This is a genomic window from Pseudomonas capeferrum (assembly GCF_013523055.1).
GTDB lineage: Bacteria > Pseudomonadota > Gammaproteobacteria > Pseudomonadales > Pseudomonadaceae > Aquipseudomonas > Aquipseudomonas capeferrum_A.
In genome coordinates this window covers 49,485-70,040 of record NZ_JAAMQM010000023.1, presented here as the reverse complement: position 1 = coordinate 70,040, position 20,556 = coordinate 49,485, and the positions used below count along the sequence as shown (strand labels likewise).

Here is a 20,556-nt window from a genome sequence, read left to right as displayed (position 1 = left end):
GTCTGATCGCGGCTAAGATGCCTACATGTGCCACGTTTGGTGATTCGGATCCGCACCATGATACAGATCGATGCTCTCCCCGCTTTCTCGGATAACTACATCTGGTTGTTACAGGATACCGCCAAACGCCGTTGCGCGGTGGTCGATCCCGGTGACGCCGCGCCCGTACGACAGTGGTTGCGGGACCACCCGCAATGGACGCTGGAAGACATTCTGGTGACCCACCATCACCAGGACCATGTCGGCGGGGTCGAGGCCCTGCGCAACGAGACCGGGGCGCGTGTCAGCGGACCGGCCAACGAGCGCATACCAGCGCGAGACCTGGCGCTCGCCGGGGGGCGGCAGGTCACCGTGCTGGGGCTTACCTTCGATGTCTTCGCCGTGCCTGGCCATACCCTGGGCCATATCGCCTTCTACACCGCGCAGACACCGACTCCGGTTCTGTTCAGCGGCGATACCCTGTTCGCCGCCGGCTGCGGCCGACTGTTCGAGGGCACTCCCGAGCAAATGCATGCTTCGTTGGAGCGGCTCGCCGCGTTGCCGGGCAATACCCAGGTCTATTGTGCCCACGAATATACGATGAGCAACCTGCGCTTCGCCCAGGCGGTGGAACCGGAAAATACCGACATCGCCGCACGTTTGGCTGAAGTTACCCGATTGCGCGGTGAAAATCGCATCACATTGCCATCAACTATCGCTCTCGAGCGGTTGACCAATCCCTTCATTCGTACTTCTGAAACATCCGTTAAACAAAAAGTGGACGAACGGGAAGACGCAGCCCTAGACAGCCCGAACGCCGTTTTTGCTGCATTGCGCCGATGGAAGGACAGGTTCTAGGCTTCCCAAGATATATCGCAACGAACGCTTAAAGGTTGACCCGGTGGGGGGCGGTTCCTAGAATCGCCCCACTTTTCGTCCGGAAGCCTGTCCCCGCCGATGCCTTTTCGTAGCCGCAGAACCGCTCATTCCGTCGCCTTGATGCGCCTCGCGCAAGTCAGTGCGCTGGCCCTGGCCGCCACCTTGGTGGGCTGCCAGAGCACCCGTCCGGTCGATGAAGCCGCCAGCGTTCGCGCGCACACTCAACAGGTGCGGATCAAGCACAAACCGGTGACCGTGCAGGTAAAGCCTGTCGAGCAGGCGCCCACCGATGTCTGGGAACGCATGCGCCAGGGCTTTACCCTGCAGCATGAAATCGACGTCAACCCGCGTATCGAGCAGCAGCGCCTGTGGTTTGCCAGCAATCCATCCAACCTGACCATGATGGGCGAGCGCGGCAGTCTTTATCTGCACTATATCGTCGAGCGCCTTGAAGAACGTGACATGCCGCTCGAACTGGCCCTGCTGCCCGCCATTGAAAGCGCCTACAACCCGATGGCGTACTCGCATGCCCACGCGGTCGGCCTGTGGCAGTTCATCCCTTCGACCGGGCGCTACTTCAATCTGCGCCAGACCAACTTCTACGACGGTCGCCGCGACATTACCGCGTCGACCAACGCCGCGCTCGACTACCTCAGCCGTCTGCACGACATGTTCAACGGCGACTGGCTGCTGGCCCTGGCAGCCTACAATGCGGGTGAAGGTACCGTGAGCCGCGCGATCGAGCGCAATGAAAAGCTCGGCCTGCCGACGGATTTCTGGAACCTGCCGCTGCCTCAGGAAACCCGCAACTACGTGCCCAAGTTGTTGGCCCTGTCGCAGGTGGTCATGACCCCGCAGGCCTATGGCGTCAGCTTGAGCCCGATTCCCAACGAACCCTATTTCGAAGCGGTGGCCATCAGCGAACGGCTCGATCTTTCGCGCGTGGCGGCCTTCTCCGGTATCGACGAAGACGAACTGATCCAGCTCAACCCGGCATTCAAGAAGCACATGACCGTGGACGGGCCCAAGCAATTGCTGGTGCCGACCGCCAAGGCTCAGCTGCTGTCCGACAGCCTGTCGAACCTCAAGCCCGAGGAGCTGCTCAGCCTGCAGCCACGCAAGGCCGTATTCGAAGCGGCCCTGGCCGAAGCCGCCGCGCCGGTGCGCGCCACCCGCAGCTACCGCGTCAAGCGCGGCGACAATCTTGCCAGCATCGCTCGCGCCAACCGGGTGTCGGTGAAAGACCTGCAACGTTGGAACCGCCTGCCTGGCAGTCGTCTCAAGGCCGGTCAGGTCCTGGCGTTGCGCGGCGGCAGCGCGTCCACTGCGCGTGCCGACAGCGTTGCCGCGGCCAAGCAGCGCTCCACCCAATACAAGGTACGCAAAGGTGACTCTCTGTATCTGGTGGCCAAGCGTTTCAACGTCGAAATGAAGCACCTCAAGCGCTGGAACCCACGCAGTGGGCATGCCCTCAAGCCTGGGCAGACCCTGACCGTCTACGTAGGCCGCTGATCTCTCCTGCGCGGGCCGTCGAAGACGCCTGCGCGGTACTCTTTTTCCATCCCAGACAAGCTGTTACTGTAGCCCGACCAAAGCCCAAGCCGCCTGGATCGGATCTCTGACTTGATACGTCCCCTCCTGTTGCTGTCATTCAGCCTGGCCTTGAGCTTTTCCGCGGGCGCGACAGTGAGCGAAAGCCACGGTTACGCGCAGTTCGGCACGCTCAAGTACCCAGCCACGTTCACCCATTTCGACTGGGTCAACCCGCAGGCCCCCAAGGGCGGTACCTTGCGGGCCATGGCGTTCGGCACCTTCGATACGTTGAACCCCTATACCTTCAAGGGCAGTAGCCCGGTCAGCACACCGAATTTCCTTCAGTACGGCATCAGCGAGCTGAACGAGCCGCTGATGGTCGGCACTGGCCAGTACGACCCCTCTGGCGACGAGCCGACCTCCAGCTACGGACTGATCGCCCGTTCGGTGGAGTACAGCGAAGACCGCAGCTGGGTAGTGTTCAATCTGCGTCCCGAAGCGCGATTCCACGACGGCAAACCGATCACCGCCGCCGATGTGGCTTTTTCCTACCGCACATTGCTCAAGGACGGCCATCCGAGCTACCGCACCAACCTGCAGGAAGTGCAGCGGGTCGATATCCTGGGTCCCCTGCGCATCCGTTTCGTCTTCAAGCGCGCGGGTAATCCGCTGCTGATCCTGCGCCTGGGCGAGATGCCGGTACTGCCCAAGCACTACTGGCAAGGGCGTGACTTCAAGGCGACGACCTTCGAACCACCACTGGGCAGCGGCCCCTACCGGATTACCCAGGTAAAGCCAGGCCGCAGCCTGATTTTCCAGCGAGTGAAGAACTACTGGGGCAAGAATCTGGCGGTCAACCGCGGCAAGTACAACTATGACCGGGTCGAGTATGAGTTCTATCGCGATGCCACAGTCGCTTTCGAAGCGTTCAAGGCAGGCGAATTCGACATCTATATCGAGCATCAGGCGAAGAATTGGGCCAACGGCTACAACTTTCCCGCGGTTCGTCGGGGCGAGGTGATCAAGGCGCAGATCGCGCACCGCATCCCGACCCAGACCCAGGGCCTGTTCATGAACAGCCGGCGAGCCCCGTTCAGCGATCCCCGGGTACGTCAGGCCCTGGGCCTGATGCTCGACTTCGAGTGGACCAATCGCGCCCTGTTCAGCGGCGCCTATCGGCGCTCGACCAGCTACTATCCGAACAGCGAGTTCGCCGCCAGCGGCCTGCCGATTGGCAAGGAGTGGCTGCTCTTGACGCCCTACCGCGACCAGCTACCTGCCCGGTTATTCACCGAACCCTATCAGGTCAGTCACACCGACGGCCGCGGCATCAGCCGCCAGACCCTGCGCCAGGTCCTGGGCCTGCTCGCCGACGCGGGCTGGAAGCTCCAGGGTCAGCGCCTGGTCGACAGCCAGGGCCAGCCCTTGCAGATGGAATTGCTGCTGGTCAATCCCAACCTCGAGCGCATTCTGCAACCCTACGTCGAGAATCTCGCCAGCATCGGCATCCAGGCGCAGCTGCGCACGGTTGACCGCGCCCAGTACAAACAGCGGCTGGACCAGTTCGACTTCGACATGATCCTGATGACCATGGGCCAGACGCTCAGCCCAGGGCTGGAGCAGTGGTTGTACTTCCATTCCAGCCAAGCCGGGATCAAGGGCAGCAAGAACTACGCCGGTGTTCAGGACCCGGTGATCGATCACCTGCTCGATACCCTGCTCGCGGCCCGTACTCGGGATGACCAGGTCGCCGCGGCACGCGCCATCGATCGCGTGCTGTCCTGGCACTACTACATGATTCCCAACTGGTATCTCGACAATCATCGCCTGGCCTACCGCAACCGGTTCGCCTTCGTCACCACGCCGCCCTACACCCTGGGCCTGAACAGCTGGTGGCTCAAGACTTCGGAGAAAGCCCAATGATGTCAAAGATCGTCGGCGGCCTGCTGCTCGCCTGCCTGAGCACGTGCGCGCTGGCCACGCCAAAACATGCATTGACCCTGTACGACGAGCCGCCCAAGTACCCGGCCGACTTCAAGCACTTCGCCTACGTCAACCCGGACGCCCCCAAGGGCGGAACCTTCCGCCAGTCCAGCTTCGGCGGCTTCGATAGCCTCAACCCCTTCATCAACAAAGGGGTAGCGGCCGAAGACATCAGCGCGATCTACGACACCTTGATGCGTCAAAGTCTGGACGAACCCTTCACCGAATACGGCCTGGTTGCCGGCAAGATCGAAAAAGCCCCGGACAATGGCTGGGTGCGCTTCTACCTGCGCCCGCAAGCACGCTTCCATGATGGCCACCCGATCCGCGCCGAAGACGTGGTATTCACCTTCAATACCCTGATGAAGGACGGTGCCCCGCTCTACCGCGCCTATTACGCGGACGTCGCCGAAGTGATCGCCGAGCAGCCCCTGCAGGTGCTTTTCAAGTTCAAGCACAAGAACAACCGCGAACTGCCGCTGATTCTCGGACAACTGCCGGTGCTCCCCAAGCACTGGTGGCAAGGCCGCGAATTTACCCGTGGCAACCTGGAGATCCCGCTGGGCAGTGGCCCCTACCGGGTAGCCGACGTGAAGCCCGGGCGCTCGATTCGCTACGAGCGGGTCAAGGACTATTGGGCCAAGGATCTGCCGATCAACCGCGGTCAGTACAACTTCGACCAGATGACCTACGATTCGTATCGCGACAATACCGTCGCGTTGGAAGCACTCAAGGCCGGGCAGTTCGACTATTGGGAGGAACGAACCGCGAAGAACTGGGCTACCGCCTACGACGTGCCGCCGGTACGCGAGGGACGCCTGGTCCGCGAAGAGCTGCCTAACGGCAACCCCACCGGCATGCAGGGTTTCGTCTACAACCTGCGTCGACCGATCTTCCAGGATGTACGGGTCCGCGAAGCGCTGAGCCTGCTGCTGGATTACGAATGGACCAACAGGCAGCTGTTCAACGGGGCCTACACCCGCACCGGCAGCTACTTCGAGAACTCCGAGATGGCCGCCCGCGGTCTTCCCGGCGCTGACGAGCTGAAGATTCTCGAGCCCCTGCGTGGCCAAGTACCGGAGCAGGTATTCACCCAGGCCTTCGCCAACCCGGTGAGCGATGGCAGCGGCATGATCCGCGAGCAGCAACGCAAGGCCTACAAACTGCTGCAGGCCGCTGGCTGGAAGATCGTCGACGACAAGATGGTCGACACCCAGGGCAAACCGGTATCCCTGGAATTCATGTTGGTGCAGACCGAATTCGAACGGGTCCTGCTGCCTTTCAAGCGCAACCTGGCCGACCTAGGCATCGAGCTCAACATCCGCCGTGTCGACACGTCCCAGTACATCAACCGCCTGCGTTCGCGCGACTTCGACATGCTGGTCGCCGGCTTTCCGCAGTCCAGCTCACCGGGCAACGAACAACGTGAATACTGGTCGAGCAGCAGCGCCGACAACCCAGGCAGCCGGAATTTCATCGGGCTGCGCGACCCGGCGATCGACAGCCTGGTCGATAGTCTGATCAACGCCGATTCGCGGCAAAGCCTGATCGCCCATACCCGTGCCCTGGACCGCGTGCTGCTATGGGGCTACTACGTCATTCCCAACTGGCACATCAAGACCTGGCGCGTGGCGTACTGGAACCATATCGGCCATCCCGAGGTGTCGCCCAAGTACGATATCGGCATCAATACCTGGTGGATCAAACCCGACGTGAGCCCGACGATACCGCAGCCAGGGGATGCGAGCGATTCGGTCAAGGACGAGGCGCACTGACATGCTTGCCTATATCCTGCGCCGCCTGCTGCTGATCATTCCCACCCTCCTGGGCATCCTGATCATCAACTTCATCATCGTCCAAGCCGCGCCTGGCGGACCGGTGGACCAGATGATCGCCAAGCTGGAGGGCTTCGACGGCGCCACCAGCCGCATCGCCGGTGGGGGCGCCGAGGTGTCGGTCGCCGGCTCCAGCTACCGGGGCGCCCAAGGCCTGGATCCGGCACTGATCGCGGAAATCGAGCGCATGTACGGTTTCGACAAGCCGGCCCCGGAACGCCTGTGGATCATGATCAAGAACTACGCCCGACTCGACTTCGGCGACAGTTTCTTCCGCGACGCCAAGGTCCTCGACCTGATCGTCGAGAAGATGCCGGTGTCGATCTCATTGGGGCTGTGGAGCACCCTGATCATGTACCTGGTGTCGATCCCGCTGGGAATCGCCAAGGCGGTGCGCCATGGCAGTCACTTCGACGTCTGGACCAGCTCGGCGATCATCGTCGGCTATGCCATCCCGGCGTTCCTCTTCGCCATCCTGCTCATCGTGCTGTTCGCCGGGGGCAGCTACTTCGACTGGTTCCCCTTGCGTGGGCTGACCTCCAACAACTTCGACGAGCTGAGCACCACGGGCAAGATCCTCGATTACTTCTGGCACCTGGTGCTACCGATCACCGCCCTGGTCATCGGCAACTTCGCCACCATGACCTTGCTGACCAAGAACAGCTTCCTCGACGAAATCAACAAGCAGTACGTGGTTACCGCCAAGGCCAAGGGCTTGAGCCGATCCCGAGTCCTCTACGGTCATGTCTTCCGCAACGCCATGCTGCTGGTCATCGCCGGTTTCCCATCGGCGTTCATTGGTATCTTCTTCACCGGCTCGTTGCTGATCGAAGTGATCTTTTCCCTGGATGGTCTCGGCCTGATGAGTTTCGAGGCGGCCATCAACCGCGATTACCCGGTGGTCTTCGGCACCCTGTTCATCTTCACCCTGCTGGGGCTGGTGGTGAAGCTGATCGGCGACCTGACCTATACCCTGGTCGATCCGCGTATCGACTTCGCCAGCCGGGAGCATTGAAATGGCTTTGTCCCCCCTGAATCGACGACGCTTCGAGCGTTTCAAGGCCAACCGCCGCGGCTGGTGGTCACTCTGGCTGTTCCTGATCCTGTTCGGCCTGAGCCTGGGCGCCGAGCTGATCGCCAACGACAAGCCGCTGGCCGTACGCTACGACGGAGAGTGGTATTTCCCGGCGCTCAAGCGCTACCCGGAAACCGCCTTCGGAGGCGAATTCCCCCTCGAAGCCAACTACAAGAGCCCGTACATCCGCGAACTGCTCGCGGCCAAGCAGAGCTGGGTGCTCTGGGCACCGATCCCGTTCAGCTACCAGAGCATCAACTACGACCTCAAGGTTCCCGCCCCGGCGCCGCCGTCGGCGGAGAACTGGCTGGGGACCGATGACCAGGGCCGCGATGTCATGGCGCGGGTGATCTACGGCTTCCGCGTGTCGGTGCTGTTCGCCCTCACGCTGACGGTGCTCAGTTCCATCATCGGGGTCATCGCGGGCGCGCTACAAGGCTTCTACGGCGGCTGGGTCGACCTGGCAGGCCAGCGTTTTCTGGAGATCTGGTCGGGCTTGCCGGTACTCTACCTGCTGATCATTCTCGCCAGTTTCGTGCAGCCCAACTTCTGGTGGTTGCTGGGCATCATGCTGCTGTTTTCCTGGATGAGCCTGGTCGATGTGGTGCGCGCCGAGTTCCTGCGCGGGCGCAACCTCGAGTACGTGCGCGCCGCACGCGCCCTGGGCATGCGCAACGGCGCGATCATGTACCGGCATATCCTGCCCAACGCGATGATCTCGACCATGACTTTCATGCCGTTCATCCTCACCGGCGCCATCGGCACCCTGACCGCCCTGGACTTCCTCGGTTTCGGCCTGCCGCCCGGTGCTCCATCACTGGGCGAGCTGGTTGCCCAGGGCAAGTCCAACCTGCAGGCGCCCTGGCTGGGCATCAGCGCCTTCGCCGTGCTCGCCCTGATGCTGAGCCTGCTGGTATTCATCGGCGAATCCGCCCGCGACGCCTTCGACCCGAGGAAGTGAGATGAACAACCCCAATCTGATCGAAGTCCGCGACCTGGCGGTCGAGTTCGTCACCGGCGAGCAGGTGCAGCGCGTGGTCGAAGGCATCAGCTTCGACATCCGCAAGGGCGAGACACTGGCCCTGGTCGGCGAGAGCGGTTCCGGTAAGTCGGTCACCGCGCACTCGATCCTGCGCCTGCTGCCCTACCCTCTGGCGCGCCATCCCAGCGGTAGCATCCGCTATGAAGGACAGGACCTGCTACAGCTTGGCGAACGGCCCATGCAGCGCATTCGTGGCAACCGCATCGCCATGATCTTCCAGGAGCCGATGACCTCGCTCAATCCGCTGCACACGATCGAAAAGCAGATCAACGAGATTCTCCTGCTGCACAAGGGCCTGACCGGCAAGCAGGCGACCGCGCGCACCCTCGAACTGCTGGAGTTGGTCGGCATCCCCGAACCGCACAAGCGCCTCAAGGCCCTGCCCCATGAGCTGTCCGGTGGGCAACGACAACGGGTGATGATCGCCATGGCCCTGGCCAACGAACCGGAACTGCTGATCGCCGACGAGCCGACCACCGCGCTCGACGTCACGGTCCAGCTGAAGATTCTCGAACTGCTCAAGGAACTCCAGGCCCGCCTGGGCATGGCCTTGCTGCTGATCAGCCATGACCTCAACCTGGTGCGGCGTATCGCTCATCGGGTCTGCGTGATGCAACGCGGGCAGATCGTCGAACAGGCCGACTGCGCCAGCCTGTTCAGCGCCCCCCAACATCCCTACACGCAGATGCTCATCGGCGCGGAACCCACCGGGTCGCCCGCCGACAACCCGATAGGCGCGCCGCTGCTGGAGGTGGATGACCTGCGCGTCTGGTTCCCCATCCGCAAGGGCCTGTTGCGGCGTACCGTCGATCACGTCAAGGCGGTGGATGGCATCAACTTCAGCCTGCCTCAGGGTCAGACCCTGGGCATCGTCGGCGAGAGCGGCTCAGGCAAGTCCACCCTCGGGCTGGCCATCCTGCGGCTGATTTCCAGCACCGGCGCGATCCGCTTCCAAGGTCAGTCCCTGGAAGGGCTCGACCAGAAGGCGGTACGTCCATTGCGCCGGCAGATGCAGGTGGTCTTCCAGGATCCGTTCGGCAGCCTGAGCCCACGTATGTCGGTAGCCGAGATCGTCGGCGAAGGCCTGCGCATTCATAGCATCGGCACGGCCGCCGAGCAGGAAATGGCGATCATCGCCGCGCTGGAAGAAGTGGGCCTGGATCCGCGGACTCGCCATCGCTATCCCCATGAATTCTCCGGGGGCCAGCGCCAGCGCATCGCCATCGCCCGCGCGCTGGTGCTCAAGCCGGCGCTGATCCTGCTCGACGAGCCGACCTCGGCCCTCGACCGCACGGTGCAGCGTCAGGTGGTCGAGCTGCTGCGTTCCCTGCAGCTCAAATACAACCTCACCTACCTTTTCATCAGCCATGACCTGGCGGTGGTCAAGGCGTTGAGCCATCAGATGATGGTGATCAGGCATGGTCATGTGGTCGAACAGGGGGATGCCCAGGCGATTTTCCAGGCTCCGAAACACGAATATACCCGGCAGTTGCTGGAGGCGGCCTTCCTCGAATCCGACGTGGCCCGCGTACCGTCATGATACGGCAACGCCGGGCGCTCGCTGCCGCCCGGCGCACTACCCCACCGCAAGGGGCGAGAGCGACACCGCACCCCATACTGGCAACGCAACCGCCAAGCTGACGGCCAATCGCGGCCAGTAGGGCAGCAGCATCACCAGCGCCAGCCCGGCCAGGGACATCGCGCCGAACCACGCCACCGGCCCCATGGCCCAGCCCCAGGCCTGCACGCACAGCAACAGGCTCGCCACCAGTCCGACCCAGCCCAGCCCGCGCAGGACACGACTTCGCCAAGGTGCGCAAGGCTTGCCCCAGACCTGTTTGTAATGTCGTTCCAGTCCCTGGCAGAGTCCGAGCATGCCGCCATAGGCGCACAGGACACCGCCGATGAACATCATCATGGATTCACCTCCAAAACCTTGCCGCGGCTTCTCGACCTGGCTGGCGCCTCTACGCGTGTGGCCACGCGCCAGGCCGCGATGGCTAGCAGCAGGCCCAGCACCAGGCCGCTGACTTCAAGCAGGATACGCGTACGGTCGGCCAGCTCGGTGAGTGCGCCCAGCAGTCCCAGTCCCGCGCAGAGCAGCGCCGCCAGACCCAGCTGCTCGACCCAGGCGCGCTGGGCGGGCCGCACCCCGGCATGCAGCAGGGTCAACAGCCATGCCCCGAAGAACGCTCGCACTTCCCAGGCTTCACGCTGGGCCAGTTCCGTCGGCAGCAGACGACTGGCCCAGAACAGCCCGATGCAGGCCACCAGCAAACCGGCGACGAAGGCGACGTTGAAGACCTCCGCCAGGCGGTACCAGCGTCGCGCCGAGCGCTCGGCCGTGGCGTGTGCATACTTGCGGCTGCGCTTGACGCAGAACAGTACCAGGCCACTGGCGATCATCGCGCAACTGATCAGTCCGCAGAGGAAATACAACCAGCGCATGCCATAGCCACCGAACTGCGCGAAATGCAGGCCGGCCATTACCCGCTGGGTCAGCGGCGCCGGACGGAATTCGGGAACATCGCCGAGCAGCTCGCCACTGACGCCGTCGAACGTCATGGCCTGACCCTTGGTCAGGGCGATGCGGTAGCCCAGCTCCGGACGGACCTCGATGCGCGCGCCGGCCGTATTGGGGTTGCGGATACTCACGCCGGCGATATTGCCCACCCGGGCCTGTGCCTGGGCCAGCAAGGGCACCACATCGGTCAGCTGGCCTGGCTGCTTGATCAGTTGCCTGAACGGGGGCGGCCCGCCATGGCCCTGGGACTGGAAATAGGCGCGAGTGTCGCCTTCGAACAGAGCGTCCACCGCCGCCGGGATATAGATCAACATGAAGATCACCAGGCCGGTGTAGGTGATCATCAGGTGGAACGGCAGCAGCAGTACCGCACTGGCGTTATGAAAATCCAGCCAGGAGCGCTGACCCTTGTTCGGGCGGAAGGTGAAGAACTCCCTGAAGATCTTCTTGTGGATCACGATGCCGGTGACCAGGCCCGCCAGCATCACCAGGGCCAGCGCACCAACCACCCAGATCCCCCAGTTGCGCGGCAGGTTCAGGGTGAAGTGGAAGCGGAAGAAGAAATTGCCACCGACGCTCTCGCGCACCTCCAGGACCTCGCCCGTGCGTGGATCGAGCTGCACGCTCTTGCCGTGACGGCGATCCCCGGTGGATACCCGCAACCCGGGGGAACGCTCGGTGGGCAGGCTGATGCCCCAGTTGCCGGCCGTGGGCTCATGTTGCTGCAGGTAGGCGATGGCGCGCTGCGCTGCCTCGGCCTGGTTTACCCCGGTGGTGGGGATCTCCGGGTGCATCCAATGATCGATTTCCTTGTCGAAGACCGCCAGGGTGCCGGTGACGAAGATGGCGAACAGCAGCCAGCCGAAGATCAGGCCCGCCCAGGTATGCAGCCAGGACATGGACTGGGTGAAGGTGTTCTTCATTTCAGCCACTCCATCGCCTGCGGCCAGAAACCGACCAGTGCCAACGGCCCGGCCAGGACCATGGGTATCCACGCCCGCCAGGCATCGCGGGTGGCGAAGGCCCAGAGAATGACGCCGGTGTAGAAGGCGAAGGCCAGCAACGTCGAGACGATCACCGCATCACCGGCAGCCAGGGGCAGGACCCTGGCCAGGAACGCGGTCACCGCGTAGCTGAAGGCGTAGCCGCCCAGGAGAGCCGCCGCGCTGCGCGAAAGGATCGCCAGCCAGGCAGGGGTCTTGCTCATTCGAATGACTCCTCGAGAGTTCAGGCCGCCGAAAGGCTAATGTTGGTCAGCTAATGAAAAACCATCAAATTTCGTTGGTTGGTGCTCTTGTTTTGCCTCTGGAATCTTCAGTGACGCTGCTGGCCTATCGCGGGACGAGCTCGCTCGCCACTGGTTCGTGGTGTTCTCAGTGGCGAGCGGGCTCGTCCCGCGATAGGCCAGCAGCATCACTGAGGATTCCAAAAGCCGAAGGCTGAGCACCAGCATTTGAACCGATTGCTTTCCTTTATCTGACAGGCATTAGCCCACAGGTGCTGTTTCAAACGTGACAACCCGCAGACCCAGCCTCTTTGTGAATGCTGCAGTCCAGACAAGGGAAAACTGCCCTGCCCCGGTCGATGCGCGACCGGGTCGGGGCAGTGGCTACAGCCAGTCGGTCAGAACGAGATGTTCAAGGCGGCGAACATCGCCCGGCCCGGCTGGTTATAGGTATTGGCACCCGAACTGCTGGCGTTGCCGCCGCGGTAGATCTGCTTGTCGAAGACGTTGTTCACACCCAGACGCACATCGTAGTGCTTGTTGAACTTGTAACCGGTGCTGATATCCACCAGGCCGTACGCTTCGACGTCCTGCTGGGCGTCCTCGGTGTAGGTTTCCTGGGTGCGATAGTTGTACGTGGGCGACTTCTGCTTGCCGAAGTAGGTGCCCGCCACCTGGAAGGACAGCTGCTCGGTGGCACGCCAGTCCAGCGTGGTATTGACCGTGTACTCGGGGATCACGCTCAGCGGCTCGCCGGTTTCACGGTTGTCGTTCTTGAGCATCCAGGTGAGGTTGGTGTTCCAGTCCAGCGACGGGCTCAGCTCGATGAAGAAGTTGCCTTCGACGCCTTCGACCAAGGCCTTGCCGGCGTTTTCCCATTGGGTGACACGGCGACCGGCGTTGATGTCATAGACGACATCGGTACCGCCGATGATCTTGTTCTTGTAGTCGTTACGGAAGTACGTCGCACTGGTCCGCCAGGTGCCACGGTCGTAGAGCAGGCCTATCTCCTTGTTCACACTGATTTCAGGATCGAGATTGGAGTTGCCCTGCAGATAGCAACCACCTGAGTTGGTCTGCTGCACGCTGCAGCCGTTGCCACGGCTGTAGAGCAGATAGTTGGAGTTGTACTGGTAGAGGTTCGGTGTCTTGTATGCGCGGGCGATCCCCCCCTTGACGGTCAGGTCGTCGGTCAGCTTGTGCGACAGATTCAGGCTCGGGCTCAGGTTATCACCGAACTCTTCGTGGTGGTCCAGGCGCAGCCCCGGTGTGATGGTGGTGTCACCGACCACGATATTGTCCTCGATGAACAAGGCATAACTCTTGGCGGTGATCTTCGATTCGCTCCGATCGAAACCGGCGATCTCGTCTCCGGCAGTGTCAGATGGATCGAAGCTCTGAGCACGGAAGGAACCTTGGTCATTGAGGCTTTCGTACAGATACTCGCCACCGAACGTCAATGCATGTTCGGTACCGCCCAGTGTGAATGGCAGGCTCGCTTCACTGGCCAGGCGCGTATTGCGCAGGCGAGACAGCGCGGCACCGGAATCATTGATCGAGCCTTCGGGACCGCCTGCCAAGCCCTCGTTCATGCGCCAGTTGCGCACATACTGATAGGACAGCAAGGTCTTGGTCGAGCCCCAGCTGAAGTCACCGAAGTGAGTCAGGTCATAGGTACTGCGCTGCATGACGTTGGTCTCGTGACCATACAGCCTGGAGATGTAGTCTACGTTGCTGCCACCATTGCTGTTCATGGTGTCACCAGCATAAATATTGCCTTGACGGCTATAGCCAGCGCTCGCTTCGAGGCGGTGCTCGTCGTTGAGCTTCCAGCTCAGCAGACCGTTAATATCCTTGTTGCGCACGCCTTCGCGACCGGCGGCGAGGGCACTATTGGCGTGCTTGGCATTTATGTCCAAGTCATCGGCGTCGGTGTTCGCCAAACCACCATAGACGCGGACCCCCAGGTTCTCAGTCAGTCCGCCACTGACGTTGAAGTTGGCGCGGCGGCTGACACCCTCGGCGCTGTCTTCAGGCAGCTGGGTGTACAGATTCACGTTGCCCTTGAATTCGTCTGACGGGCGCTTGGTAATGATGTTCACCACCCCGCCCATCGCCCCGGAGCCATAGCGCGCGGCCGCCGGACCTCGGAGAATCTCGATGCGCTCGACCGCCTCGGCCGGTACCCAGTTGGTCTCGCCCCGGGTGTCGCGGTCGCCGTTCCAGCCGTAACGGACGGCGTTGCGAGCGCTGGATGGCTTGCCATCGATGAGGATCAAGGTGTTTTCCGGCCCCATGCCACGCAGGTCGATCTGCCGGTTGTTGCCCCGCGCGCCGCTGGCACTGTTGCCGGTGAGGTTGACCCCGGGTTCGCGACGAATGATGTCGGACAGGTCATTGGCCGGCGGACGACGCTTGATGTCTTCCTCGGTAATGACGGACGAGCCCAGCGCCTGGCGTGCCTCCTGCTCGGCGGTGACCATGGTGTTCTCGATCACCAGTGCGTTTTCGCCGACCGGCACTTCCAGAACCTCACCGGCGCGGGCTTCCTCGGCCTGTACCGAGGTCATCGCCATGGCGGGCGATGCCAATGCGACGAAAGCCATGGCCAGGCTGCTGGGTGAGGTTCTGGATTGCATTTCACTTCTCCGCAAGATTCATGGGCGTCTGGGCCAGGTCCGCGCGCCAGGCAGCAGGCGGACGCCCGCTAGCCTTGAGCAATACTCGGACAGCCGTTACGGATGCCAAATATAGTTATTCTCAAATGGGTTTAAATCTTATTTACGAAATTTACACATTTGCCGGGAACTTGCCGGGGCGTGCAGGCCGCCGGTAGGGACGAAAAGCTCCTTGCCCCGTTCTCAAGGACAACGACCACCCGCAATTCCGGCAGCGCCTCGGCCTTCCGCCCACTGGTCAGACCGGTAAAGACAAAACAACTTGCAAAGCTACGGAAATCGCACCACACTGCTCTGGCACTGGACAAACCGGTAAGACCACAATAATTAAGTCCTCCGCTCTTTGCCTTTCAGCATCGAAGCAAGGACACCGATCAGAGACTCCCCCCATGCTCAAATGGTGCTCGCGTTCGATTTTCCTCCAGGTAGTGCTCGGCCTTCTGCTCGGCGTTGCCTGCGGCCTCAGCTTTCCCGAGATCTCCCTGCAACTCAAACCCTTGGGTGACGGCTTCATCAAGCTGATCAAGATGCTCATCGGCCTGATCGTGTTCTGCGTGGTGGTCAGCGGCATCTCGGGCGCGGGCGACCTGAAGAAGGTCGGACGCATCGGCCTGAAATCGGTGATCTATTTCGAAATTCTCACCACCCTTGCGCTGATCATTGGCCTGACGTTGGCGTTCAGCACCGGGATCGGCAGTGGTGCAAATATCCATCTCGACCAACTCTCGGCCGCGGATGCGAGCAGCCTGGCCGAGCGCGGCCAGCATATCCATGGGGCGACCGCGTTCTTCATGGACCTGATCCCGACCTCGGTGGTGGGCGCCTTCGCCGACAACAACATTCTCCAGGTCCTGCTGTTCTCGGTGCTGTTCGGCAGCGCGCTGAACCTGGTGGGCGAGTCGGCCTCGGGGATTTCACGCCTGATCAATGAACTGAGCCACGTGATCTTCCGCATCATGGGCATGATCGTGCGCCTGGCACCGATCGGTGTGTTCGGCGCCATTGCCTTCACGACCAGCAAGTACGGCCTGGAATCGCTGCAGCACCTGGGCGGGTTGGTGGCACTGTTCTACCTGACTTGCGCCGGCTTCGTACTGCTGGTGCTGGGTACGGTGATGCGCCTGTCGGGCTTGAAGATGCTGCCTTTCATCAAGTACCTGCGCGAGGAACTGACCATCGTCCTGGGCACCGCTTCGTCCGATGCCGTGCTACCGCAGATCATGCGCAAGCTGGAACACCTGGGCATCGGCAGTTCGACGGTAGGCCTGGTGATCCCCACGGGTTACTCCTTCAACCTCGATGGCTTCTCGATCTACCTGACCCTGGCGATCGTCTTCATCGCCAATGCCACGGGTACGCCATTGGCGATGACCGACCTGCTGACCATACTGCTGGTATCACTGGTGACTTCCAAGGGCGCTCATGGCATCCCAGGCTCGGCGCTGGTGATCCTGGCAGCGACGCTGACTGCGGTACCCGCCATCCCGGTGGTCGGTCTGGTACTGGTGCTCGCGGTGGATTGGTTCATGGGCATCGGTCGCGCGCTGACCAACCTGATCGGCAACTGCGTAGCCACAGTGGCCATTGCACGCTGGGAGCGTGATATCGACCTGGATCGAGCGCGTAACGTCCTGGATAACAAGCCAGGCTTCGCGCACATGCCGAGCAAGCAGCCACAGGTGCATCAACAGGATTTCTAAAAGACACGGGCCGACGTTACACGTCGGCCAAGGAGCCAACATGCAAGTACAAACCTGGAGCGCAAGGTGATCAGCTCATCGACCGTGGTCAACTCGGTGGTGGAAAAGCTCCGTCAGGCCATGGCGCGTGGCCAGTGGCGCTCGGGCGACATGCTCCCCGGCCAGCGTGAACTGGCCGAACAGATGGGCATCAGTCGCCCGAGCCTGCGCGAAGCGGTGACAGTGCTGGAAACCCTTGGCCTGGTGCGTTCGCTGCCAGGCAAAGGCGTGCTGGTGCTCGATGCCGACACCGCGCCAGCCACCCATGCACCCGATGTCGTGGCTGCGGCCAGCCTTGCCGACGTCCTGCAACTGCGCTACACCCTGGAGCCATTCATCGTCGGTCTGGTCGCGCAATCGGCCAGCAGCAAGGACATCGGTCAGCTACGCCTGACCTTGATGGACATGCGCGAGGCACTTGACGCCCAGGACAGCGAAGCGGGCGTCAACGCCTATATCGCTTTTCATGAAGAACTGTTCGCCCTGACGGCCAACCCAATCTTCCAGAGTGTCGTGCAACAGACCGGCAATGCCCTGAAGCAGAGCGCCGAGGTCCTGCGCAACTCACCCGAACACCTGGCCGCAAGGTTGCAGGAAAACGAAGCCGTGGTTCGCGCCATCCGTGACAAGAACAGCGCCCAGGCCAGTGCCCAGATGCGTCGGCACATTATTCAGGAAGGCCAGCGCATGGGCATCGAACTCGATATCCCGGACGACCATCCGGGCCAATGACCCCAGGAGAGCGACCATGAGCGCCTGCGCCCAAGCTGCCCCTCGCCTGCCCGACTTGCTCGCGGCCGGCGAAACCCGACTGTCCGCCGAGCAGATCTACCCCCGCCTGTTCGACGCCATCCTCGAGCAGCGCCTGCCCCCAGGCAGCGCCCTGCCCGAACAAGCCCTGGGCAATGCCTTCGGCGTCAGCCGCACGGTGATCCGCCGTGTACTGGGACGCCTATCGGACCAACGCGTGGTCGTCCAGCGTCCCAGCCATACCGCTCATCTCGCCGCGCCGGACCCATGGGAAGCCCGGCAGGTGCTCAGTGCCAGGCGCCTGGCCGAAACCACGCTGATCGGACTTGCCACCCAACGCTCGCAACCGGCGCAGATTCGCCAACTGCGCCAGCAGGTTGAGCGTGAGCGCCATCACCACGAACGCGGAGCACGTTGCACGGCCATTCGTCTGGGCGGCGAATTTCATCTCAAGCTCGCGCAAATGGCCAACAATGCACCGCTGGCGCGTTTTCTCGACGGCCTGGTACCGATGACCTCGCTGATCATCGCCCGCTACGAAGCACCCGGTTGCGAACACTGCGCGTGGCAGGAGCACGCGGCGATCATCGACGCGGTCGAGGATGGCGACAGCGAAGCGGCATTGACCTTGATGCACCGCCACCTGGACCGATTGGAGGCCAAACTGGAGTTCGATCGCCGCTAACAGAACCCTGCGCGCGCCTGCTTCCCTGGCGCGCTCTCCTATACTCAGACGATTCCATCAGCCTCTATCAGGGAGGCTACCGCCTTGGACGTCCGCCTCGCCGCCTCGCTGCTGTGTCTGCTGCTGGCCCTGTCCGGCTGCGCAAGCAAGCCCGCGCCTGTCGTCAGGCCCCCGGCGAACCTGTCACCGAGCGCATGGCGGCAGGTAGACCTGGCACTGGTCGAGGCGTCCCTGGGCGCCACGGGTTCGGCCAGCGACTATGCGCGTCGCTCCATGCGGGTCTGGAAAGATCGCGTACAGCAGCGCACCGAGAGTGACTTCATTCCCTGGTTCACCGGTTACTGGACTCAGCAGTGGCTGACCCTCAAGGTCGCCTGGTACAAGGTCGACAGTGGCAAAGGCCGCGAACCGGTGGAAAAACGCCTGGCCCTCTACCTGCAGGCGCAATACCACTCACGCGTCATCGAGCCGGTAGCCGAGGAAATCGACCCCGAGGCCATCCGTACCCGGGCCATGGAGCTGTACCTGCACCTGCTCGGGCAGCAACTGCCAGGCATCGTCAGCCGCTTCAATGCGCCACCCGACCAGCTCAGCCAACGCCTGAACCGAATCCCGGCGATCGCCCTGGGTCCGCCGCCCGCGCGTGACGCCAGCCTGTATCAGCTCTTGCGCGCACGCCCCGTGGACCAACAGCCGGCCTGGATCGCGCTGCGCCAGCAATTGCACGAGCAGCCCGCCAAAGGCCCGGGGCAGACCCAGGTCGGACTCTCGTCGGTCGCTACCCGCGCCAGCGCAAAGCTCGGTGCCAGCCTGGCCCCGCGCGGTATCGCCAGTGCCGTCGCCGCTGCCGTCGGCAAGGCGGCGGGGACGGTCATTTCGGTCGCGGTCGCGGGGTTTGGCATGATGACCCATGACCGAGAGCACGCTGGCATGGTCGAACAACTGCGGGTGATCCTCAACGTGGCCTTGAACGAAGAATGGCGCGAGCTGATGGACAACCGCCAGAGTGGCGTCATGGCCGGGGTCTATTACCTGTCCGGACAGATCGAGGACAGCCTCAGGCCTGCAGCCTTCGAGGCGCGGGAACAAGAGCCTCTGCTGATCCGAATCCCCGCCGCGCCGTGATCAGGCAACGCCCCTGGCAGCGCTTGGCAGGCCGAAGATACGGTCGAACAGCCAGTTGTAGATAAAGGTGTAGCAAGGCACCAGGATGATGAAGGCCAGGTCGACGATGAAGGCGTCGGTCAGGCTCATCCCCAGCCACCAGGCAATGAGCGGGATCAGAAAGATCACCAGGGTCAGCTGAAAGCCGATCGCATGGACCACGCGCCGTGCGAGGCTGCGACCACGTCTGACCTGGCGGCTTTCCCAATACTCGAACAGCGTGTTGTAGATCAGGTTCCAGGTCATCGCGATGGTCGTGATCATCAAGGCCAAGGGTCCGGTATGCGCCGCGGGTGTATCCGACAGATAGGCCAGGCCAAGGGTAGACATGCTCAGGCCGATCAGTTCATAGGCGGTCACGTAGACCAGTTTGCGTCGAAGACCTTGCACTCGTTGTTGCCTCGGTTGAGATGATGAAGGGGTAGGATGGATCAGTTTCATTGACAGATAAAGTCAGCAGCTATCAGACTGACTGATAGGAGAACCTGTCATGAATCTATCCAGCGATACCATCCAGCTGTTTCTCGCCGTACTCGACCAAGGCTCCTTTTCCGCGGCTGCCCGTGTCCTGGGCCGGGTGCCTTCCGCCGTGAGCATGGCCATCGGCAATCTGGAGGCCGAGCTTGGCTACCCCCTATTCGAGCGCAATTCCAGGGAAGTCACTGCCACCGCGCGAGCACGGGCGCTGGAGCCCCATGCGCGGCTGATCGCCGAGCAGCTTGGCCAGTGGCGTATCCATGCGCTGGAGCTGTCCCTGGGCCTGGAAAGCACCTTGGCTATCGCCGCGGTACCCGATATCGATCATGGGCCTTTGCTCGAAGCCGTCGGCGCGCTGTGCGTTCGCCACCCGCTGCTCGACATCGAAATACTCAGCGCTCCTCAGGAAGAAGCCCTGCAATTGCTCGACGATGGCCGGGTCAACCTGTGCCTGGCCTTTGCCGGTCTCCAAGTCGATGCCCGGCGCAACTTCCAGAACCTTGGCGTGGAATCACTGGTGGCAGTCATCAGCCCCGCGCACCCGGCCCTGCGCGACAAGCGTATCCGCTACCTGGAAGATCTCATCGCTGTCCGCCAGATCCTGGTCTGCAGCCGCGATCTGCCCATCAGCGACACCCGATCGCTGATTGGCGCCACCCATTGGCGGACCGACAGCCTGGACATGGCCCTGCAGATGGTCGAGGCCGGGCTGGGTTGGGGCGACTTTCCATTGTCGAGGGTGACACCATTGTTGGCGAATGGACGCCTGCTGCGGCTGGATTTCCGCAATACGCGCAACGAACTGCAATTGCCTGTCCACGCCTTCTGGCTCAAGCAGCTGCCCTTGCAGCAGGCAGCCCGGGCGCTGGTGGACAGTCTGGCGGCAAGGTAGCCACAAGCCATGCACTCAAGACCGCGCCGGACTGGTCGCAGAGAGTGGATGTCAGTGCATCTGGCAGCACCGCGTCAGGCAGGACCGATCTTTTGG

The 20,556-nt window shown here is 62.4% G+C and carries 17 protein-coding genes; 12 read left to right on the top strand and 5 right to left on the bottom strand.

Annotated features, from left to right (window positions below; translation table 11 throughout):
• The first annotated feature begins 57 nt into the window (after nucleotides 1-57).
• The 7 genes from gloB to G7009_RS22760 all read left to right on the top strand — a co-directional run bounded on the left by gloB (nucleotide 58) and on the right by G7009_RS22760 (nucleotide 9,866).
• A complete protein-coding gene (gene gloB / locus G7009_RS22790) occupies nucleotides 58-837 on the top strand; it encodes a hydroxyacylglutathione hydrolase (RefSeq protein ID WP_181132360.1) in 780 nt (259 codons plus the stop codon).
• A 99-nt stretch (nucleotides 838-936) separates the two neighbouring features.
• Nucleotides 937-2,370, top strand: coding sequence for a lytic transglycosylase domain-containing protein (locus G7009_RS22785; RefSeq protein WP_181132359.1), 1,434 nt, complete (start codon nucleotides 937-939; stop codon nucleotides 2,368-2,370).
• A 111-nt stretch (nucleotides 2,371-2,481) separates the two neighbouring features.
• Nucleotides 2,482-4,314, top strand: coding sequence for an extracellular solute-binding protein (locus G7009_RS22780; RefSeq protein ID WP_181132358.1), 1,833 nt, complete (start codon nucleotides 2,482-2,484; stop codon nucleotides 4,312-4,314).
• Nucleotides 4,311-6,149 (top strand): extracellular solute-binding protein, encoded by a 1,839-nt coding sequence (locus tag G7009_RS22775; RefSeq protein WP_181132357.1) that lies wholly within the window; start codon nucleotides 4,311-4,313, stop codon nucleotides 6,147-6,149. Before G7009_RS22780 ends, G7009_RS22775 begins: the two co-directional genes overlap by 4 nt.
• Before the next feature lies 1 nt (nucleotide 6,150).
• Nucleotides 6,151-7,224, top strand: a complete 1,074-nt coding sequence (locus G7009_RS22770; RefSeq protein ID WP_181132356.1) for a microcin C ABC transporter permease YejB — start codon at nucleotides 6,151-6,153, stop codon at nucleotides 7,222-7,224.
• A gap of 1 nt (nucleotide 7,225) precedes the next feature.
• Nucleotides 7,226-8,245 carry an ABC transporter permease gene (locus G7009_RS22765; protein WP_181132355.1) on the top strand — a complete coding sequence of 340 codons (1,020 nt, stop codon included), beginning with the start codon at nucleotides 7,226-7,228 and terminating at the stop codon, nucleotides 8,243-8,245.
• A 1-nt stretch (nucleotide 8,246) separates the two neighbouring features.
• The gene (locus G7009_RS22760) at nucleotides 8,247-9,866 is read left to right on the top strand and encodes an ABC transporter ATP-binding protein (RefSeq protein ID WP_181132354.1); all 1,620 of its coding nucleotides are present in this window, start codon (nucleotides 8,247-8,249) and stop codon (nucleotides 9,864-9,866) included.
• Between the two features lie 36 nt (nucleotides 9,867-9,902).
• Here the strand turns inward: G7009_RS22760 and G7009_RS22755 are convergent, their stop codons facing one another.
• The 4 genes from G7009_RS22755 to G7009_RS22740 all read right to left on the bottom strand — a co-directional run bounded on the left by G7009_RS22755 (nucleotide 9,903) and on the right by G7009_RS22740 (nucleotide 14,714).
• Nucleotides 9,903-10,244, bottom strand: a complete 342-nt coding sequence (locus G7009_RS22755) for a DUF3325 domain-containing protein (RefSeq protein ID WP_181132353.1) — start codon at nucleotides 10,242-10,244, stop codon at nucleotides 9,903-9,905.
• Nucleotides 10,241-11,773 carry a PepSY-associated TM helix domain-containing protein gene (locus tag G7009_RS22750; RefSeq protein WP_181132352.1) on the bottom strand — a complete coding sequence of 511 codons (1,533 nt, stop codon included), beginning with the start codon at nucleotides 11,771-11,773 and terminating at the stop codon, nucleotides 10,241-10,243. The genes G7009_RS22755 and G7009_RS22750 overlap by 4 nt, the downstream gene beginning before the upstream one ends.
• The gene (locus tag G7009_RS22745; RefSeq protein ID WP_181132351.1) at nucleotides 11,770-12,057 is read right to left on the bottom strand and encodes an iron transporter; all 288 of its coding nucleotides are present in this window, start codon (nucleotides 12,055-12,057) and stop codon (nucleotides 11,770-11,772) included. Before G7009_RS22745 ends, G7009_RS22750 begins: the two co-directional genes overlap by 4 nt.
• A gap of 416 nt (nucleotides 12,058-12,473) precedes the next feature.
• Complete coding sequence (locus G7009_RS22740) at nucleotides 12,474-14,714, bottom strand: TonB-dependent siderophore receptor (RefSeq protein WP_181132350.1); 2,241 nt, start codon at nucleotides 14,712-14,714, stop codon at nucleotides 12,474-12,476.
• Nucleotides 14,715-15,142: 428 nt separating this feature from the next.
• On the opposite strand from G7009_RS22740, the gene G7009_RS22735 reads away from it, so the two are divergent.
• The 4 genes from G7009_RS22735 (at nucleotide 15,143) to G7009_RS22720 (ending at nucleotide 19,052) form a co-directional block, all read left to right on the top strand.
• A complete protein-coding gene (locus G7009_RS22735; protein ID WP_181132349.1) occupies nucleotides 15,143-16,453 on the top strand; it encodes a C4-dicarboxylate transporter DctA in 1,311 nt (436 codons plus the stop codon).
• Between the two features lie 66 nt (nucleotides 16,454-16,519).
• Nucleotides 16,520-17,224: a FadR/GntR family transcriptional regulator gene (locus G7009_RS22730; RefSeq protein WP_181132348.1), complete on the top strand. Its 705-nt coding sequence runs from the start codon at nucleotides 16,520-16,522 to the stop codon at nucleotides 17,222-17,224.
• 16 nt (nucleotides 17,225-17,240) lie between these two features.
• Nucleotides 17,241-17,927, top strand: a complete 687-nt coding sequence (locus G7009_RS22725) for a GntR family transcriptional regulator (RefSeq protein ID WP_181132347.1) — start codon at nucleotides 17,241-17,243, stop codon at nucleotides 17,925-17,927.
• Between the two features lie 84 nt (nucleotides 17,928-18,011).
• Nucleotides 18,012-19,052, top strand: a complete 1,041-nt coding sequence (locus G7009_RS22720) for a hypothetical protein (RefSeq protein ID WP_258198033.1) — start codon at nucleotides 18,012-18,014, stop codon at nucleotides 19,050-19,052.
• On the opposite strand, the gene G7009_RS22715 is transcribed toward G7009_RS22720, so the two are convergent.
• Complete coding sequence (locus G7009_RS22715) at nucleotides 19,053-19,481, bottom strand: PACE efflux transporter (RefSeq protein ID WP_181132346.1); 429 nt, start codon at nucleotides 19,479-19,481, stop codon at nucleotides 19,053-19,055.
• Nucleotides 19,482-19,581: 100 nt separating this feature from the next.
• Between G7009_RS22715 and G7009_RS22710 the strand changes: the two genes are divergently transcribed.
• Nucleotides 19,582-20,460 (top strand): LysR family transcriptional regulator, encoded by an 879-nt coding sequence (locus G7009_RS22710; protein ID WP_181132345.1) that lies wholly within the window; start codon nucleotides 19,582-19,584, stop codon nucleotides 20,458-20,460.
• Nucleotides 20,461-20,556: the final 96 nt, after the last annotated feature.